Origin of the sequence: Streptococcus oralis subsp. oralis, from assembly GCF_002096495.1 — a bacterium.
Classification (GTDB): domain Bacteria; phylum Bacillota; class Bacilli; order Lactobacillales; family Streptococcaceae; genus Streptococcus; species Streptococcus oralis_CU.
In genome coordinates, this window is sequence record NZ_NCUO01000012.1 from 562,004 (window position 1) to 577,992 (window position 15,989).

The 15,989-nt window shown below is 40.9% G+C and carries 14 protein-coding genes; 9 read left to right on the forward strand and 5 right to left on the reverse strand.

Translation table 11 applies throughout. The features are described from left to right. The first annotated feature begins 75 nt into the window (after positions 1-75). Entirely contained in the window at positions 76-774 is a 699-nt protein-coding gene (locus B7717_RS08185) for a response regulator transcription factor (RefSeq protein ID WP_001284150.1), read from the forward strand. After that, positions 774-1,652, forward strand: a complete 879-nt coding sequence (locus tag B7717_RS08190) for a sensor histidine kinase (RefSeq protein ID WP_001106747.1) — start codon at positions 774-776, stop codon at positions 1,650-1,652. The genes B7717_RS08185 and B7717_RS08190 overlap by 1 nt, the downstream gene beginning before the upstream one ends. 38 nt (positions 1,653-1,690) lie before the next feature. Here B7717_RS08190 and B7717_RS08195 read toward each other — a convergent pair whose 3' ends face one another. The 3 genes from B7717_RS08195 to B7717_RS08205 all read right to left on the reverse strand — a co-directional run bounded on the left by B7717_RS08195 (position 1,691) and on the right by B7717_RS08205 (position 4,317). Then, complete coding sequence (locus B7717_RS08195) at positions 1,691-2,446, reverse strand: ABC transporter permease (protein WP_000581968.1); 756 nt, start codon at positions 2,444-2,446, stop codon at positions 1,691-1,693. A 10-nt stretch (positions 2,447-2,456) separates the two neighbouring features. Beyond that, positions 2,457-3,365 carry an ATP-binding cassette domain-containing protein gene (locus tag B7717_RS08200; protein WP_084944525.1) on the reverse strand — a complete coding sequence of 303 codons (909 nt, stop codon included), beginning with the start codon at positions 3,363-3,365 and terminating at the stop codon, positions 2,457-2,459. A gap of 142 nt (positions 3,366-3,507) precedes the next feature. Then, positions 3,508-4,317, reverse strand: a complete 810-nt coding sequence (locus tag B7717_RS08205; RefSeq protein ID WP_084944526.1) for a Cof-type HAD-IIB family hydrolase — start codon at positions 4,315-4,317, stop codon at positions 3,508-3,510. 146 nt (positions 4,318-4,463) lie between these two features. Between B7717_RS08205 and B7717_RS08210 the strand changes: the two genes are divergently transcribed. The 5 genes from B7717_RS08210 to B7717_RS08230 all read left to right on the forward strand — a co-directional run bounded on the left by B7717_RS08210 (position 4,464) and on the right by B7717_RS08230 (position 13,565). Next, positions 4,464-4,925, forward strand: coding sequence for a MarR family winged helix-turn-helix transcriptional regulator (locus B7717_RS08210; RefSeq protein ID WP_084944527.1), 462 nt, complete (start codon positions 4,464-4,466; stop codon positions 4,923-4,925). Further along, positions 4,918-5,337: an EVE domain-containing protein gene (locus B7717_RS08215; RefSeq protein WP_084944528.1), complete on the forward strand. Its 420-nt coding sequence runs from the start codon at positions 4,918-4,920 to the stop codon at positions 5,335-5,337. The genes B7717_RS08210 and B7717_RS08215 overlap by 8 nt, the downstream gene beginning before the upstream one ends. Positions 5,338-5,443: 106 nt before the next feature. Further along, entirely contained in the window at positions 5,444-8,719 is a 3,276-nt protein-coding gene (gene rexB, locus B7717_RS08220; protein WP_084944529.1) for an ATP-dependent nuclease subunit B, read from the forward strand. Then, on the forward strand, positions 8,716-12,369 hold the full coding sequence (addA, locus tag B7717_RS08225) for a helicase-exonuclease AddAB subunit AddA (protein WP_084944530.1): 3,654 nt from the start codon (positions 8,716-8,718) through the stop codon (positions 12,367-12,369). Before rexB ends, addA begins: the two co-directional genes overlap by 4 nt. Before the next feature lie 17 nt (positions 12,370-12,386). After that, the gene (locus B7717_RS08230) at positions 12,387-13,565 is read left to right on the forward strand and encodes a hypothetical protein (RefSeq protein ID WP_049479615.1); all 1,179 of its coding nucleotides are present in this window, start codon (positions 12,387-12,389) and stop codon (positions 13,563-13,565) included. A gap of 33 nt (positions 13,566-13,598) precedes the next feature. Here B7717_RS08230 and B7717_RS08235 read toward each other — a convergent pair whose 3' ends face one another. Both B7717_RS08235 and mazE read right to left on the reverse strand, forming a co-directional pair. After that, positions 13,599-13,955 (reverse strand): type II toxin-antitoxin system PemK/MazF family toxin, encoded by a 357-nt coding sequence (locus tag B7717_RS08235; protein WP_000560808.1) that lies wholly within the window; start codon positions 13,953-13,955, stop codon positions 13,599-13,601. Continuing rightward, positions 13,939-14,154, reverse strand: coding sequence for a type II toxin-antitoxin system PemI/MazE family antitoxin (gene mazE / locus B7717_RS08240; protein ID WP_001098942.1), 216 nt, complete (start codon positions 14,152-14,154; stop codon positions 13,939-13,941). The genes B7717_RS08235 and mazE overlap by 17 nt, the downstream gene beginning before the upstream one ends. A gap of 215 nt (positions 14,155-14,369) precedes the next feature. Between mazE and ylqF the strand changes: the two genes are divergently transcribed. Further along, positions 14,370-15,221 carry a ribosome biogenesis GTPase YlqF gene (gene ylqF / locus B7717_RS08245; RefSeq protein WP_000201304.1) on the forward strand — a complete coding sequence of 284 codons (852 nt, stop codon included), beginning with the start codon at positions 14,370-14,372 and terminating at the stop codon, positions 15,219-15,221. Next, positions 15,208-15,987 carry a ribonuclease HII gene (locus B7717_RS08250; protein ID WP_049478246.1) on the forward strand — a complete coding sequence of 260 codons (780 nt, stop codon included), beginning with the start codon at positions 15,208-15,210 and terminating at the stop codon, positions 15,985-15,987. Before ylqF ends, B7717_RS08250 begins: the two co-directional genes overlap by 14 nt. Positions 15,988-15,989 lie beyond the last annotated feature (2 nt).

The window sequence follows — 15,989 nt, forward strand, 5'->3', positions numbered from 1 at the left end:
AATGTTAGAGGAGCTTTTCTGTATCTGGAATTCCCAACAAAACATGTTATAATAGTTTTAGAAAGGACGAGGTTTATGGCGAACATACTTGTAGTTGAAGATAATAATGAAATCCAGGAAATCTTAAGAACCCTTCTTTCAGAGGAACATGAGGTGATTCAAGCATTTTCTGGGACAGAAGGTATCATGCAATTTGACAAAGGTGGCATCGATCTCGTCTTGCTAGATATCATGCTCCCTGGGAAAAATGGCGACCAAGTCTTGCAAGCTATTCGACAAACTAGCCAGACTCCGGTCATCATGCTTACTGCTTTGAGTGATAAAAAGCTCATCAGCCAATATCTCTTAGATGGTGCCAATGATTATGTAGTAAAACCTTTTGATTTGGACGAAGTCTTTGCCAGAGTCACCGTGCAATTACGCCAAAGTGGTGAACATCAGTCAGAAGATCGAAGAGAAATTGATAACCTTGTACAAAACTTTAAAAATATCCAGTTCGATGCGGATAGTTTTGAAATAAGTAACGCAACTGAAACCATTCGCCTTGCAAAGAAAGAGTGCCAGATTCTCCAAATGTTACTCCAGCATCCTAAAAAAATCTTCACCAAAGAAGAACTCTATGAATTGATTTGGGAAGAAAGTTACCTGCCAGGAGACAATACGCTCAACACCCATCTAAGCAATCTCCGTAAAAAACTGCACCAACTGGATCCGAATCACGAATACATCGAAACCATTTGGGGAGTTGGTGTTCGATTAAAAGGAGACAAATAATGAATTACATTTTGATATCAATATTACTCCTCATTAACATCATTTTGGCGATTTCTTTGATTCGCTATCATATAGCAATTAGAGATTTAAGCAGACAAATTGAAGAAAAGATTCGCTCTGGTAGCATGAAGAGGATCGGTGTAAATTTCTTTTCAAAGACCATTTTGCGTCTACATAACCAAATTGAGAATCTATTTCAAGAAGTGGAGCAAAATCAGCTAATCATGAAGCGTGAAAAACGCACCCTAGATATGGCAATCAGTAACATTGCTCATGATATTCGGACACCTTTGACAATCGCTTCAGGATATACCCAGCAACTAATAAAACATCCCGATAATAGTTCAGAAACCTTAAATAAAATAGCCCATCATCAAGATTTGGTTTCCAAACGTTTGGAGGCTCTCCTCGAATACCGTCATTTGATGGAAGGAGCAGTCAAACCGAAACTGGAAGAACTTGATTTATCAACTTTTATAACGAAAAAAACTTTAGCCTATTACGACGTTTTTCAATCTTCACATATTGTTCTTGATTTTAACGTTGAACCAGGGTTGAAAACGGCGACTGATGAGGACTTGCTTGATCGAATTATACAAAACCTCCTTGGAAATGTTCTCAAGCACGGCAAGGAGAAGGCTCGACTTTCTTTGAAAAAGGAAGAAAATAGGCTTGTTTTGGAAATTGATAACCTAGTCAAAAAACCTATCAAGAATATAGACAATCTCAGCAATCGTTTTTATTCTGAAAATATGTCAGATACCGAAGAATCCTCTGGTTTAGGTCTCTATATTACTGAGGAATTGGTTCATCTTCTTGGAGCGGAAATGAAGCTAGCCACTGATGGAGAATGGTTTTCGGTCTTTATCTATCTTTAACAGAAGAAACCTCCTCTATATCCTAGAGGAGGTCCTTTTTATAAGCTTTTCTTCTTGAAAATAATCAGTCCACTGAAAGAGAAGAAAAGTATGACCGTTACGCAAACCGTGATGGTATAGAGAATAGCTTGACTATTAGTAGTCATAGCATAGGCAAAATCTAGAATTAAATATCGTAGAATTTCAATGTCTGGGAAAACAAGAATTGGAATAGAAAGTAAGATAGAGCTGACCAAATAACCAATAAATACCGCTAGATAAGAGTGACTAACATAGAGAATGAAGGAAACGATGGAAAGCCAAGCAAGGAGACAAAGGAATTGAAGGGAAATGGTTATCAATAGATTGCCAATAAATCCATCAGGCATGGTCCCAAATCCATTTAAGATAGTTGCTGGAATAAAGGCAATCACAAGGCTGGCGATGAGCTGCAAGAGAGCGATACTTGCTAGAACAAAGGATTTAGCAAGGAAAAACTCTGTACGAGAAACGCCGACAGTCAAACTATTTTTATAAAGCTTGCCGATTAAATCAACTCCAAGAACGAGGCATGCCAGGACGATGCAGAGAAAAACGAGGTTTGAACCATTGCTAGACGCGTTGATAAGAGCTTGAACGCCGTCCCAACCTTTGGTCGGAAATTCTGTTTCAGGTGTAGTATTTACTGACATTAGATGTCCTGTAGCTCCGATAGTAGCACCCAGTAACATAAGTACAAAGAGAATGAATTCTGTAATCCAGAATCCTTTGGAGCGGAAAAGACGGTAAAAATCTGCTTGAATGGTATGTATCATGATTTTTCTCCTATTCTACCAATTGCGTAAAGTATTCTTCTAGGTTTTGACGGGCAAAGTATATCTCATCAATAGCAACATCGGCCAAAGTTAGTTGCTTGAGAATCTGTTTGACATCTTGTTCATTACCAAAGATATGGATTTCATTGTCAGGATTGACAACCTTAAACTGGAGTTGGATTTGTTCTTTCAATACCTGACAAGCTCTTTCTTTGTCGCTTGTTTTAAGCACAATATAATCCTCACTCAGTGTTTCAAACTCAGCTTTACTGATTTCACGGATAATCTTACCTTGATCCAGAATACCAAAGCGATTAGCTAGGAGATAGAGCTCTGACAAGATATGGCTAGAGATGAGGATAGTTATTCCTTTTTCTTGATTGAGCCGCTGGATCATGAGACGAAATTCTTTGATTCCAATTGGGTCGAGACCGTTAATGGGTTCATCAAGAATTAGGAAATCAGGTTTTGATAGGAGGGCAATGGCAATGCCAAGTCTTTGTTTCATTCCTAGTGAGAAATCACGAAAGACTTTTTTCCCTGTATCTGACAAGCCAACATAGTCCAAGGTCTCATGAATCACCTTATCAGCATTTGGGATATGACGAATCATACAATAATATTTCAGATTTTGATAGGCTGTTAAGTGATTATGAGCTACAGGTGATTCGATAACTGAACCTACTCGAGATAAGCCCTTGGTCCACTCATTTTCCGATTGACTAGAAAAGAGGGAAACAGTTCCTTTATCCGCAAACAGTAGTTGTGTAATGATTTTAATAAGAGTAGTTTTACCTGCTCCATTTTTTCCGATTAGACCATAAATATCTCCCTCTTTTATGGTTAGACTAAGATCTTGAAGAATAGCTTGTTGGCCGAATTGTTTGGTCAGTCCATGAATTTCGAGTACTGTTTTCATGATTTTCTCCTTTTGATTTATTTTTCTAACTTTAGTATAAGCTATAGAAATCAAAGAAAGCTCAAGTATTTCTAAAGAGTTTCTAAAGTTTTGTGATTCTTAAAAGAAACAAAACCCAGTTGACATAAACTGGGCTTTTTTACTATAAAATATACTTCTCAATCGCACGCGCGACGCCGTCTTCTTCGTTGCTGGCTGTAACGTCATTAGCAAGGGACTTGACATAATCGCTAGCATTTCCCATTGCAATGCCAAGTCCTGCAAACTGAAGCATTTCGATATCGTTATTGGCATCGCCCATGGCCATAATTTCTGAGGGCTCGATCTTCAAAATCGCTGCCAGTCGAGAAAGAGCAGTAGCCTTTGTCGTCCCAAGTGGCATGGCTTCATAAATGACAGGCTGCGAACGAACGCCGCTAAATCGTTGGCAGAGTTCTATCGCAAAACGCTGCTCAAAATCGTCTGTTTGTTCTTTTGTTCCTAAAAACATACCTTGGAACATCCGATATTTGCCACTAGTAGCTTCCTCAAGGGAGATTTCAGTCAGGTCTGAAAAGACTAACTTGGCATCATTTTGAACGATTTGATTAGGCTTGCCACCGAGGACAAAATAATGTTTCTCATCAAAAAGAGTCAACTGGACGTTGCTTTTTTCTGATAGGTCATAGAGATATTCGATGTCAGCTGGACTAAGTTCTTGCCAGTCAACTAGACTCCAGTCTCTGGTCTGATGGGTTGAACAACCATTATTGACAATGACATACTCGTTCTGGAGGTCCAGTCCCAATTTTTTATAGTAAGGAAGGACACCGAAAAGCGGGCGACCTGTACAGAGAACCAGTTTGACACCTTTTTCAATGGCTTGGTGAATGGCAGTGATGTGGGCTTGCGGAATTTCCTTGGCCTCATTGAGGAGGGTTCCGTCCATATCCAAGGCTAGTAGTTTAATCATAAGACTTCCTTTTCTAGGTGTTTTGCTTTTATTATAGCATATAGACTATGAAATGTCTGACAGAATTGTAAAATTCAGCTTTCCTTTTCTTGAAAAACAAAGTAAATTCTTATATAATATGTATACTTAATATTTTAGGAGAAATAATGTCAAAGTATCACTTTAATTCAATTTACAAAAATGATGAAACAGAGTCTACAGGTCTTCTTTTCATCAAAGTTTACAACAAGTGGGAAAGCAATTTAAAAAGAGTCTTGAAATCAGTTGGTCTCACTTTGCCTCAATTTATCGTTTTAACCTCGCTCTTGTTTCTGACCAATAGAGAGGAATATGTAACGCAAGTTGATATTGCTCGGTTCACCGGTATGGATGTCATGACGGTTTCCCAGATTGTTAGACTACTGGAGAAGAAAGACTACATTAAACGCGATCAACACCCAAAGGATAGTCGGGCAAAACTGGTCTCAGTGACGAAGTCTGGCGCGGAGAAGGTCAATCAAGCTTTACCTTTAGTAGAAGGTGTTGATGAAGAATTTTTTGAAAAACTATCTAACGATAGAGAAAGTTTTAATCGCATGTTAGCAGTGTTGGAGGATAAAAATGCCTAGATATTGGGTCGGAGTTGTTTCGAAGAACCATGTTTTAAGAGGAGTTGAGGGAAATTTTTGTCAGGTCTGTCATGGAAAGGGCGGCCCCTTAAATCGTATGAAAAAAGGTGACTATCTTTTATACTATAGTCCAAAATACGATATGAATGGTCAAGATAAGTTACAGGCTTTTGTGGCCGTAGGTAAAATTATAGATGACAAAGCCTATCAAGTAGAGCAATTTGAAGGATTCTTTCCCTTTAGACGAAATGTCGAGTATTATCAGCCAGTCAAAGATTGCTTCATAGAAATAGCCAGACAACATCCTGAATGGAAAGACTATACTTCTCGACTTCGTTATGGACATTTTGAAGTTTCCAAAGACTTTTTCCTCTATATCTTTCAGCATATGAAAGTGGATGATGGAGTATGATTGATTTCCTAGTTAAATGATTGTCAACTAAAATTTTGGATTTGGACTGTGAAGCGAACTTTGCTATAATAGAGTAAGAAACTTTGATAAAGCAAACGAGGCTGAGATGAAATTACTTTATACTGATATTCGGACTTCTTTGACAGAAATTCTGACTAGAGAGGCAGAGGAGTTAGTTGCTGTGGGCAAGCGTATCTTCTACATCGCCCCCAACTCTCTTTCTTTTGAAAAGGAACGCGCCGTGCTGGAATGCTTGTCCCAGCAGGCTTCTTTTGCGATTACCGTCACGCGTTTCGCTCAAATGGCTCGTTATCTGGTTTTAAATGATTTGCCTGCCAAGACCAGTCTTGATGATATTGGTCTTGGGATGGCTTTTTATAAGTGCCTTGCGGAACTCGATTCCAAGGATTTACGTGTTTATGGTGCGATTAAACAAGATCCTCAATTTATCCAGCAGTTGGTTGAACTTTATCATGAGATGACGACTGCTCAGATGAGCTTTTTGGACTTGGAAAGTTTGACGGATGAGGATAAACGAGCAGATTTACTCTTGATTTTTGAGAAAGTAACAGCCTATCTCAATCAAGGTCAGTTGGCTCAGGGAAGTCAGTTGTCCCATTTGATTGAGGCTATTGAGAATGACAAGGTAGGTAGTGATTTTAGTCAGCTTGCTCTGGTCATTGACGGTTTTACCCGTTTTTCTGCTGAGGAAGAGCATGTGGTGGATCTGCTCCATCGAAAAGGTGTTGAGATTGTTATTGGGGCTTATGCAAGCAAGAAAGCCTATATCAGTCCGTTCACTGAAGGGAATCTCTATCAAGCCAGTGTGGAATTTCTTCATCATTTGGGGACAAAATACCAAACACCTGCTCAGGATCGTTCTCAGACTCATGAGAAAATGGATAGTTTTGACAAGGCCTCTCGTTTGCTGGAGTCTTCTTATGACTTTTCAGAACTCACCTTGGATATCGATGAGAAAGACAGGGAAAACCTGCAAATCTGGTCTTGCTTGACGCAAAAGGAAGAGTTGGAGTTAGTAGCGCGTAGCATTCGTCAGAAATTACATGACCATCCAGAACTGAGTTACAAGCATTTTCGTATTCTCTTGGGTGATGTGGCTTCTTATCAGTTATCCTTAAAGACCATTTTTGACCAGTACCAGATTCCATTCTATCTTGGTAGAAGCGAATCCATGGCTCATCATCCCTTGACCCAGTATGTGGAGTCAATTTTACGTTTAAAACGCTACCGTTTCCGTCAGGAGGATTTGATTAATCTTCTCAGAACAGGCTTGTATACTGACCTCAGTCAAGCTGATATCGATGCCTTTGAGCAATACCTCCGCTATCTTGGTATCAATGGCTTGTCAGCCTTTCAGCAAATCTTCACAAAATCCCACCATGGAAAATTTGATTTGGAACGTTTGAATGCCATTCGTCTGCGAGTTTTGGCGCCACTTGAAACCTTGTTTGCCAGTCGGAAACAGAAGGCTGAAAATCTCTTGCAAAAGTGGAGTGCTTTTCTAAAAAACGCTGCTTTAAGCAAGCAGATGCAAGCTTTAACATCCACTATGGAAGTCCTAGAGCAGGAAAGACAAGCTGAAGTTTGGAAAGCTTTCTGTCATGTTTTAGAACAATTTGCGACCGTTTTTGATGGTTCACAAGTGAGTCTGGAGGACTTCCTATCCTTACTCCACTCTGGAATGAGTTTATCTCAGTATCGCACTATTCCAGCGACAGTGGACACTGTTCTGGTGCAGAGTTACGATCTGATTGCACCTCTGACCGCTGACTTTGTCTATGCCATTGGACTGACTCAGGATCATTTACCAAAAATTGCGCAAAATACTAGCCTTTTGACAGACGAAGAGAGACAAAGCCTAAACCAAGCGACAGAGGAGGGAGCACAATTGCTGATTGCAAGCAGTGAAAACCTCAAGAAAAATCGTTATACCATGCTTTCTTTAGTCAATGCTGCCCGTAAGCAGTTGGTGTTATCCGCTCCAAGTCTTTTCAATGAAAATGAGAGTAAGGAATCTGTCTATCTTCATGAACTGGTAAGTTTTGGATTTAGCCGAAGAGAAAAGAGAATGAACCATAAAAATCTTAGTAAAGAAGATATGGGTTCTTATCACAGTCTCTTGTCCAGTCTGGTTGCTTATCATCAGCAAGCGGATTCTAGTGTAAATGAACAAGATTTAACTTTTGTCACTGTCTTGGCGCGTGTCATGGGGAAAAAACTTGACCAAAAAGGCCTTGCGAATCCTGCCCTCCCAACTAGTCCAAGTAGCAAGCCATTAGCAAAGGATACCTTGCAGGCTCTCTATCCTGCTGACAAAGAGTTTTACCTGTCTACCTCTGGTTTGACAGAATTTTACCGCAATGAATATAGTTATTTCCTCCATTATGTCTTAGGTTTGCAGGAAGAATTGCGCCTGCGCCCAGATGCTCGCAGTCACGGGAATTTCTTGCACCGTATTTTTGAGCGTGCCTTGAAACTGCCTGCTGAAAATCCGTTTGACAAACGTCTGGAACAAGCTATCCAAGAAACCAGTCAAGAACGCGAATTTGAAGCCATTTATCAGGAAAGTTTGGAAGCCCAGTTTACCAAGGAAGTTCTACTTGATGTCGCGCGAACTACGGGCCACATCCTTCGTCATAATCCAGCCGTCGAAACCATCCAAGAGGAGGCAACATTTGGTGGCAAGGATCAGGCCTTTATCCAGTTGGATAATGGTCGCAGTGTCCATGTGCGAGGCAAGGTTGACCGTATTGACCGCCTGAAAGCTGATGGAGCGTTAGGAGTGGTAGACTACAAGTCTAGTCTTACTCAGTTCCAGTTTCCTCATTTCTTTAATGGGCTTAATTCCCAACTGCCCACCTATCTTGCTGCCCTAAAAAGAGAAGGGGAGCAGAACTTTTTCGGTGCCATGTACTTGGAAATGGCTGAATCAGTCCAATCTCTCTTGACCGTTAAGAGTTTGGCAGGAGCGGTAGTAGAAGCCAGCAAGTCTATGAAATATCAAGGCCTCTTTTTAGAGAAAGAAAGTAGTCATTTAGGCGAATTTTACAATAAAAACAAGGCCAATCAGCTGACAGGCGAGGAATTCCAGCTCTTACTAGACTATAATGCCCATCTTTACAAGAAGGCAGCTGAGAAGATTTTACAAGGTCAGTTCGCCATCAATCCATACACAGAGAACGGAAGAAGTATTGCCCCATACGTTCAACAACATCAAGCCATTACAGGATTTGAAGCTAATTACCATTTTGGTCAAGCTCGTTTCCTAGAAAAGTTAGACCTAGCCGATGGCAAACGACTGGTCGGAGAAAAACTCAAGCAAGCTTGGTTTGAAAAAATGAGAGAGGAGTTGAATCGATGAAGCCCATTTCCTTTTTAATTGAGGAAGAAATTCAAAAATTGCAAGAAGCAGAAGCGAGTTCGAACAAGGAACAGAAGAAAACAGCCGAGCAAATCGAAGCCATTTATACTGCTGGGCAAAATATCCTAGTCTCAGCGTCTGCTGGTTCAGGGAAAACCTTTGTCATGGCAGAGCGCATTCTGGACCAATTAGCCCGTGGTGTAGAAATCAGTCAACTCTTTATCTCGACCTTTACCGTCAAGGCTGCTACTGAACTCAAGGAACGCTTGGAGAAAAAAATCAGCCAGCAAATCCAAGAAACCGTTGATGTCGATCTCAAACAACACTTGGGACGCCAGTTGGCAGACCTGCCAAACGCTGCCATCGGAACCATGGACTCCTTCACACAAAAATTCCTAGGAAAACATGGCTATCTGATTGATATCGCACCGAACTTCCGTATTCTGCAAAATGAAAGTGAACAGTTACTCTTAAAGAACGAAGTTTTTCATCAGTTTTTTGAAGATCATTACCAAGGTGAAAATAAAGAGAGCTTTAGTCGATTGGTCAAGAACTTTGCTGGGCGTGGCAAGGATGAAAGAGGTCTGCGCCAGCAAGTCTACAAAATTTATGATTTCCTTCAATCCACTAGTAATCCTCAAAAATGGCTTAGTGACTCGTTCCTCAAAGGGTTTGAAGAAGCTGATTTTGCTAGTGAAAAAGAAAAACTAACTGAGAAAATCAAGCAGGCGCTTTGGGATTTGGAAATCTTTTTCCGTTATCATCTGGATAATGATGCCAAGGAGTTTCCCAAAGCTACCTATTTAGAAGCTGTTCAACAGGTTCTGGATCAAATTAGCTCCATAAATCAAGAGTCCGATAGCCAGGCTTATCAAGCAGTGCTTACGCGTGTTGTCGCAATATCGAAAGAAAAGAATGGTCGAGCTCTAGCTAATTCTAGTCGTAAGGCCGATTTGAAGCCACTGGCTGATGCCTATAACGATGAGAGAAAGGCCCAGTTTGCTAAACTAGGACAACTGTCAGACCAGATAACCATTCTCGACTATCAAGAGCGTTATCATGGAGACACCTGGGAGTTATCTAAAACCTTCCAAACATTTATGAGTGATTTTGTGGAGGCCTATCGTGAACGTAAACGCCAGGAGAATGCCTTTGAATTCGCTGATATCAGCCATTACACCATTGAAATTCTAGAGAATTTCCCACAAGTCCGCAAGGCTTATCAGGAACGATTCCACGAAGTCATGGTCGATGAGTATCAGGATACCAACCACATTCAAGAACGGATGCTGGAGTTGCTGTCGAATGGTCACAATCGCTTTATGGTGGGAGATATCAAGCAGTCTATCTACCGTTTCCGTCAGGCAGATCCGCAGATTTTCAATGAAAAATTCCAACGCTATGCGCATAATCCTCAAGAAGGCAAGTTGATTCTCCTCAAGGAAAATTTTCGTAGTAGTTCGGAAGTGCTATCTGCAACCAACCATGTCTTTGAACGACTCATGGACCAAGAGATTGGAGAAATCAACTATGACAGCATGCACCAGCTTGTTTTTGCCAATAGCAAACTAACTCCCAATCCTGAGAACAAGGCAGAGTTTCTCTTATACGACAAGGACGATAGTGGGCAAGAGGAGGAAGAGAGCCAAGCAGAAACGAAACTCACTGGAGAAATGCGTCTGGTCATCAAGGAAATCTTGAAGCTCCATCAAGAGAAAGGTGTAGCCTTTAAAGAAATAGCCCTTTTGACTTCCAGTCGCAGTCGAAATGACCAGATCCTCCTAGCTCTGTCTGAGTACGGAATTCCAGTTAAAACCGACGGAGAGCAAAACAATTACCTCCAATCCCTAGAAGTACAAGTCATGCTGGACACCCTGCGCGTCATTCACAATCCTCTGCAAGACTATGCCTTAGTTGCTCTGATGAAGTCTCCTATGTTTGGTTTTGATGAGGACGAGTTGGCACGCTTATCCCTTCAGAAAGTAGAAGATAAGGTACAAGAAAATCTCTATGAGAAACTGGTCAATGCTCAAAAACAGGCAACAAGCCAGAAAAACTTGATTTATACAGCTCTAGCTGAAAAATTAAATCAGTTCATTGATATCTTGGATTCTTGGCGCTTGTATGCCAAAACCCACTCTCTCTATGACTTGATTTGGAAGATTTATAATGACCGTTTTTACTATGACTATGTTGGGGCCTTGCCCAATGGTCCAGCCAGACAAGCCAATCTCTATGCCCTAGCTCTGCGAGCAGATCAGTTTGAAAAGAGTAATTTCAAGGGCTTGTCTCGTTTTATCCGTATGATTGACCAAGTTCTAGAAGCCCAGCATGACCTCGCAAGCGTAGCCGTCGCACCGCCTAAAGATGCCGTGGAACTTATGACCATTCACAAGAGCAAAGGATTGGAATTTCCTTACGTCTTTATCCTCAACATGGATCAGGACTTCAACAAGCAAGACTCAATGTCAGACGTCATTCTCAGCCGTCAAAATGGGCTTGGTGTCAAATACATTGCCAGGGTGGAAACAGGAGCAGTGGAAGCACACTATCCTAAAACTATCAAACTCTCCATTCCTAGCCTAACTTATACGCAGAATGAGAAAGAACTGCAATTGGCTAGCTATTCAGAGCAGATGCGTTTGCTGTATGTTGCAATGACGAGGGCTGAGAAAAAGCTCTATCTTGTCGGTAAGGGGTCTCGTGAAAAGTTAGAAGCCAAGGAATACCCAGCAGCAAATAACGGAAAATTAGATAGCAATACCAGACTGCAAGCAAGAAATTTCCAAGATTGGGTCTGGGCTATCAGTAAAGTATTTACCAAGGACAATCTCAACTTTAGCTATCGTTTTGTTGGTGAAGACCAGTTGACTAGAGAAGCTATCGGAGAATTGGAAAACAAGAGCCCTCTCCAAGATAGCTCTCAAGCAGACAATCGCCAGTCAGAAACTATCAAAGAAGCTTTGGAAATGCTGAAAGAGGTGGAAGTTTATAATACTCTTCACCGCGCAGCCATTGAGCTTCCTAGTGTCCAAACTCCAAGTCAGATCAAGAAATTCTATGAACCTGTTATGGATATGGAAGGGGTAGAAATTACTAACCAAACTCAATCACCGGAGAAGCAAATCAGCTTTGATTTACCAGATTTTTCAACTAAAGAAAAGGTAACAGGAGCTGAGATTGGTAGTGCAATCCACGAACTCATGCAAAGAATTGATCTTAGTCAGCAACCAACACTTGGTAGTCTAACAGAAACTCTCAAACAAGTTCAAACCAGCCCAGGTGTCAGAGATAAGATCAATCTTTCTAAAATCCTTGCATTCTTTGACACACCACTTGGTCAGGAGATTCTCGCTAATACCGACCATCTCTACCGCGAGCAACCTTTCTCTATGCTCAAAAAAGATCAAAAGAGTCAGGAAGACTTTGTTGTTCGTGGGATTCTAGATGGGTATTTACTCTATCAAGACCGAATTGTCCTCTTTGACTATAAGACTGACCGTTACGATCAACCAAATCAGCTTATTGAACGCTATCGTGGGCAGTTAGCGCTCTATGGAGAAGCTTTATCACGAGCCTATTCGATTGAAAACATTGAAAAATACTTGATTTTGCTCGGCAAAGATGAGGTACAAGTTGTAAAAATATAATCTAGAAAGGAGACCTCATGACACTTCCAGTTAGAAAATCCCTGCACGATGCAGTTTTACAAGCTTCAAAAGCTGATACTTGGGATCAAGCTACCAAGGAATGGAATGAAGTTTCCTTGATTTTTAATGGTATTGGGCGTAGTAATTGTATCTGCGGAAATGCCATTAAATACTCTTACGAACTCTTTAACGGAGTTACAGGCCAACGTCTCTTTCCTATAGGAAGCGACTGTGTTCGCCATTTTCATCGTATTAGCCTCGATCAGCAACTAGAAGAGGAAGAAAAACTACTCAGAAAAGTTGAAAACCTAACCAAAAAGGCTCAGAAAAAGGAAAAAATCAAAGTTAATAAAAGCGATTTTGACGAGCGACTTCTAAAATGGTTTTGGGAGAAAGGTGTTTTCAAAGCCAATCGTGGCAATCAATTCGCGCCTGAGAGAGACTATCAGCTCTTCCTAGAGGTCTTTCTAGGCGGAAGTTGGACCAAGGCAGATCCAAAGAAGAAGGCTCGTATGGAAGAAGTGCTGGAAAAGTGTATCAAACCTTTTCTACTTGGTAAGACCGATGACCAACTCTACCTTGTCAAACTAGGCAAGGAGAAAATCGACTACGAGCAGCATCTACGGATTCAAGCAGAGAAAGAACGCAAGAAGAGAGATAAAATCGCCAAGCAATACGCTGACAATCTCATTCTTGCCATGGGACCTGCAGAACGAGCCTATCAAGATTACTTTGGCTTTACAGAAACCTTGACCCAAGAAGAACGAAAATGGGAAAAAATCCTCTTTGGAAAAAATAGAGAAGAACGGGCTATCAAGGCTAAACAAAACCAGAAAGAGCTGGAAAAGGATCAGCGGATTGCAAATCAAGATCCTATTGAACGAAAGCAGAAGCAGACTTGGCTTCTTAATTCCTATTTTCGGGATTTGCCTGATGAAAAAGCTAGATTTTCTCGGCTTCTATTAGAATATCGAAAAAGTGGAGAAGTACTCTTTTCAGATGAATACTTATCTGAGCATCTCATCGATTTTTTCTACAAGATGAGAGCCTTTGAGTTTGAAATTGCACCAGAACAAGTCCGCGATTTTCTAAAAGAATGCCTTCAGGCAGAACATCTATCATCAGCACAAGAAAGCTGGATTAGAGGAATTTTAACAAATTGCCTTCATCCGTTTTTAGATAGGTTACTCATATAGAAAAAATCCTACCTTGTCTATGCATGGTAGGATTTATGTATCTCCGAAGATGTACTGGTAAAGTTGGACGACTTTCTGAAAACATTGTGTGTCCATTCTTGTTATTTTTTGAGCATTACGCATCCGAAAATCAAAGGTATACAGTTGAAATGGATTGACAGCGCCATCTACCTTGTCCGATGAGACAGGAACGAGCAAGCCTTTTTCTGCCAAACGACGTTGGCCGTGAGTGATAGGACAGACAGCCACAAATCCAGTTTGCAAGGCATATTCTCTCCTAGAAACTACCAAGGCAGGTCGCCTTTTCTGAATCTCCCGACCGACTGATGGATCAAAGTCCAGCCAAATGATATCCTGCTTTTCAGGAATATACTCAGATTTCGCTATCAAGTGATCTTACCCCTTCAAAATCATTTGTCATTCTCAAATCAGTAATCCCATCAAAAGGATCTTTCAGTTTTGGAGCTAAGACAATGACTCCGTCAATCCCTTTGTAGACAACCATTTCTTGACCTTCTGTCATACCTAAATTTTTAGGAATGGTCACAGTGAGAGAATTCCCTACCTTCCGAGTCTTTACTGTATTCATTGCTCTACCTCCACGAATTAGTATACACTAAGTATATACCTGTTAGCAAAAAAAGTCAAGTAAATCCTGACTGGCATCAAGGATGTTTCGCACCTATACTATTTGTCATTTATTGTGGTCAAAGCCTGTGCAAAAGTTCCTCATTTATGATAGAATAGGTAGTAAGAAAGAAAACGTTTTTACTACGTTTTTTTTAGTCGGAAGGGGAAAATATTATGGCTACTATTCAATGGTTTCCGGGTCACATGTCTAAGGCTCGGCGGCAAGTTCAGGAGAATTTAAAATTTGTTGATTTTGTGACGATTTTGGTGGATGCTAGGCTACCTTTATCTAGTCAAAATCCTATGTTAACTAAGATTGTTGGGGATAAACCAAAGCTTTTGATTTTGAATAAGGCAGATCTGGCTGACCCCGCAATGACCAAAGAATGGCGTCAGTATTTTGAATCACAGGGAATCCAAACTCTGGCTATCAACTCCAAAGAGCAAGTGACTGTAAAAGTTGTTACTGATGCCGCTAAAAAGCTCATGGCTGATAAGATTGCACGCCAGAAAGAACGAGGTATCAAGATCGAAACCTTGCGGACCATGATTATCGGAATTCCAAATGCCGGTAAGTCAACTCTCATGAACCGTTTGGCTGGGAAAAAGATTGCGGTTGTAGGCAATAAACCAGGTGTTACCAAGGGGCAACAATGGCTTAAAACCAATAAAGACCTTGAAATTTTAGACACACCAGGGATTCTCTGGCCTAAATTTGAAGACGAAACCGTTGCTTTGAAACTAGCCTTGACTGGAGCCATTAAAGACCAGTTGCTTCCTATGGATGAAGTGACCATTTTTGGTCTTGATTATTTCAAAAAACATTATCCAGAAAAGCTAGCTGAACGCTTCAAACAAATGAAGATAGAAGAAGAAGCACCTGTTATCATCATGGATATGACACGTGCCCTTGGTTTCCGAGACGACTACGACCGCTTTTACAGCCTCTTTGTAAAGGAAGTCCGTGATGGAAAGCTCGGTAACTATACCTTAGATACATTGGATGACATCGATGACGACGATTAAAGAAATCAAAGACCTTCTTGCCACTGTCAAAGAATTAGACAATCCCCTTTTTCCTGAACTGGAAAAAGATCCTCGTTCTGGAGTTCAAAAGGAAATCAACAAGCGTAAAAAAGCCATTCAGGCTGAACTGGATGAAGACCTTCGCCTAGAAACTATGCTTTCCTATGAAAAAGAACTGTATAAGCAAGGATTGAGCCTAATTGCAGGTGTTGATGAGGTCGGCCGCGGTCCTCTTGCTGGACCTGTAGTCGCTGCAGCGGTAATCTTACCAAAAAATTGTAAAATCAGAGGTCTCAACGATAGCAAAAAAATCCCAAAAAAGAAACATTTGGATATTTATCAAGCCGTTCAAGACCAAGCTTTATCAATCGGGATTGGTATCATGGATAATCAAGTCATTGACCAAGTCAATATCTATGAAGCAACCAAACTAGCCATGAAAGAAGCGATCTCCCAGCTCAGTCCGCAACCTGAGCACCTCTTGATAGATGCCATGAAACTGGAGTTGCCGATTTCTCAAACAGCAATCATCAAAGGAGATGCAAACTCTCTCTCGATCGCAGCTGCATCTATAGTGGCCAAGGTGACACGGGATGAATTGATGAAGGACTATGATCAGCAATATCCTGGATATGATTTTACAGCTAATGCAGGATACGGAACAGCTAAACATCTAGAAGGACTGGAAAAACTAGGTGTCACCCCAATTCACCGAACCAGTTTTGAACCAGTCAAAACACTGGTTTCAACTAAGAAAGACAAGTAAGA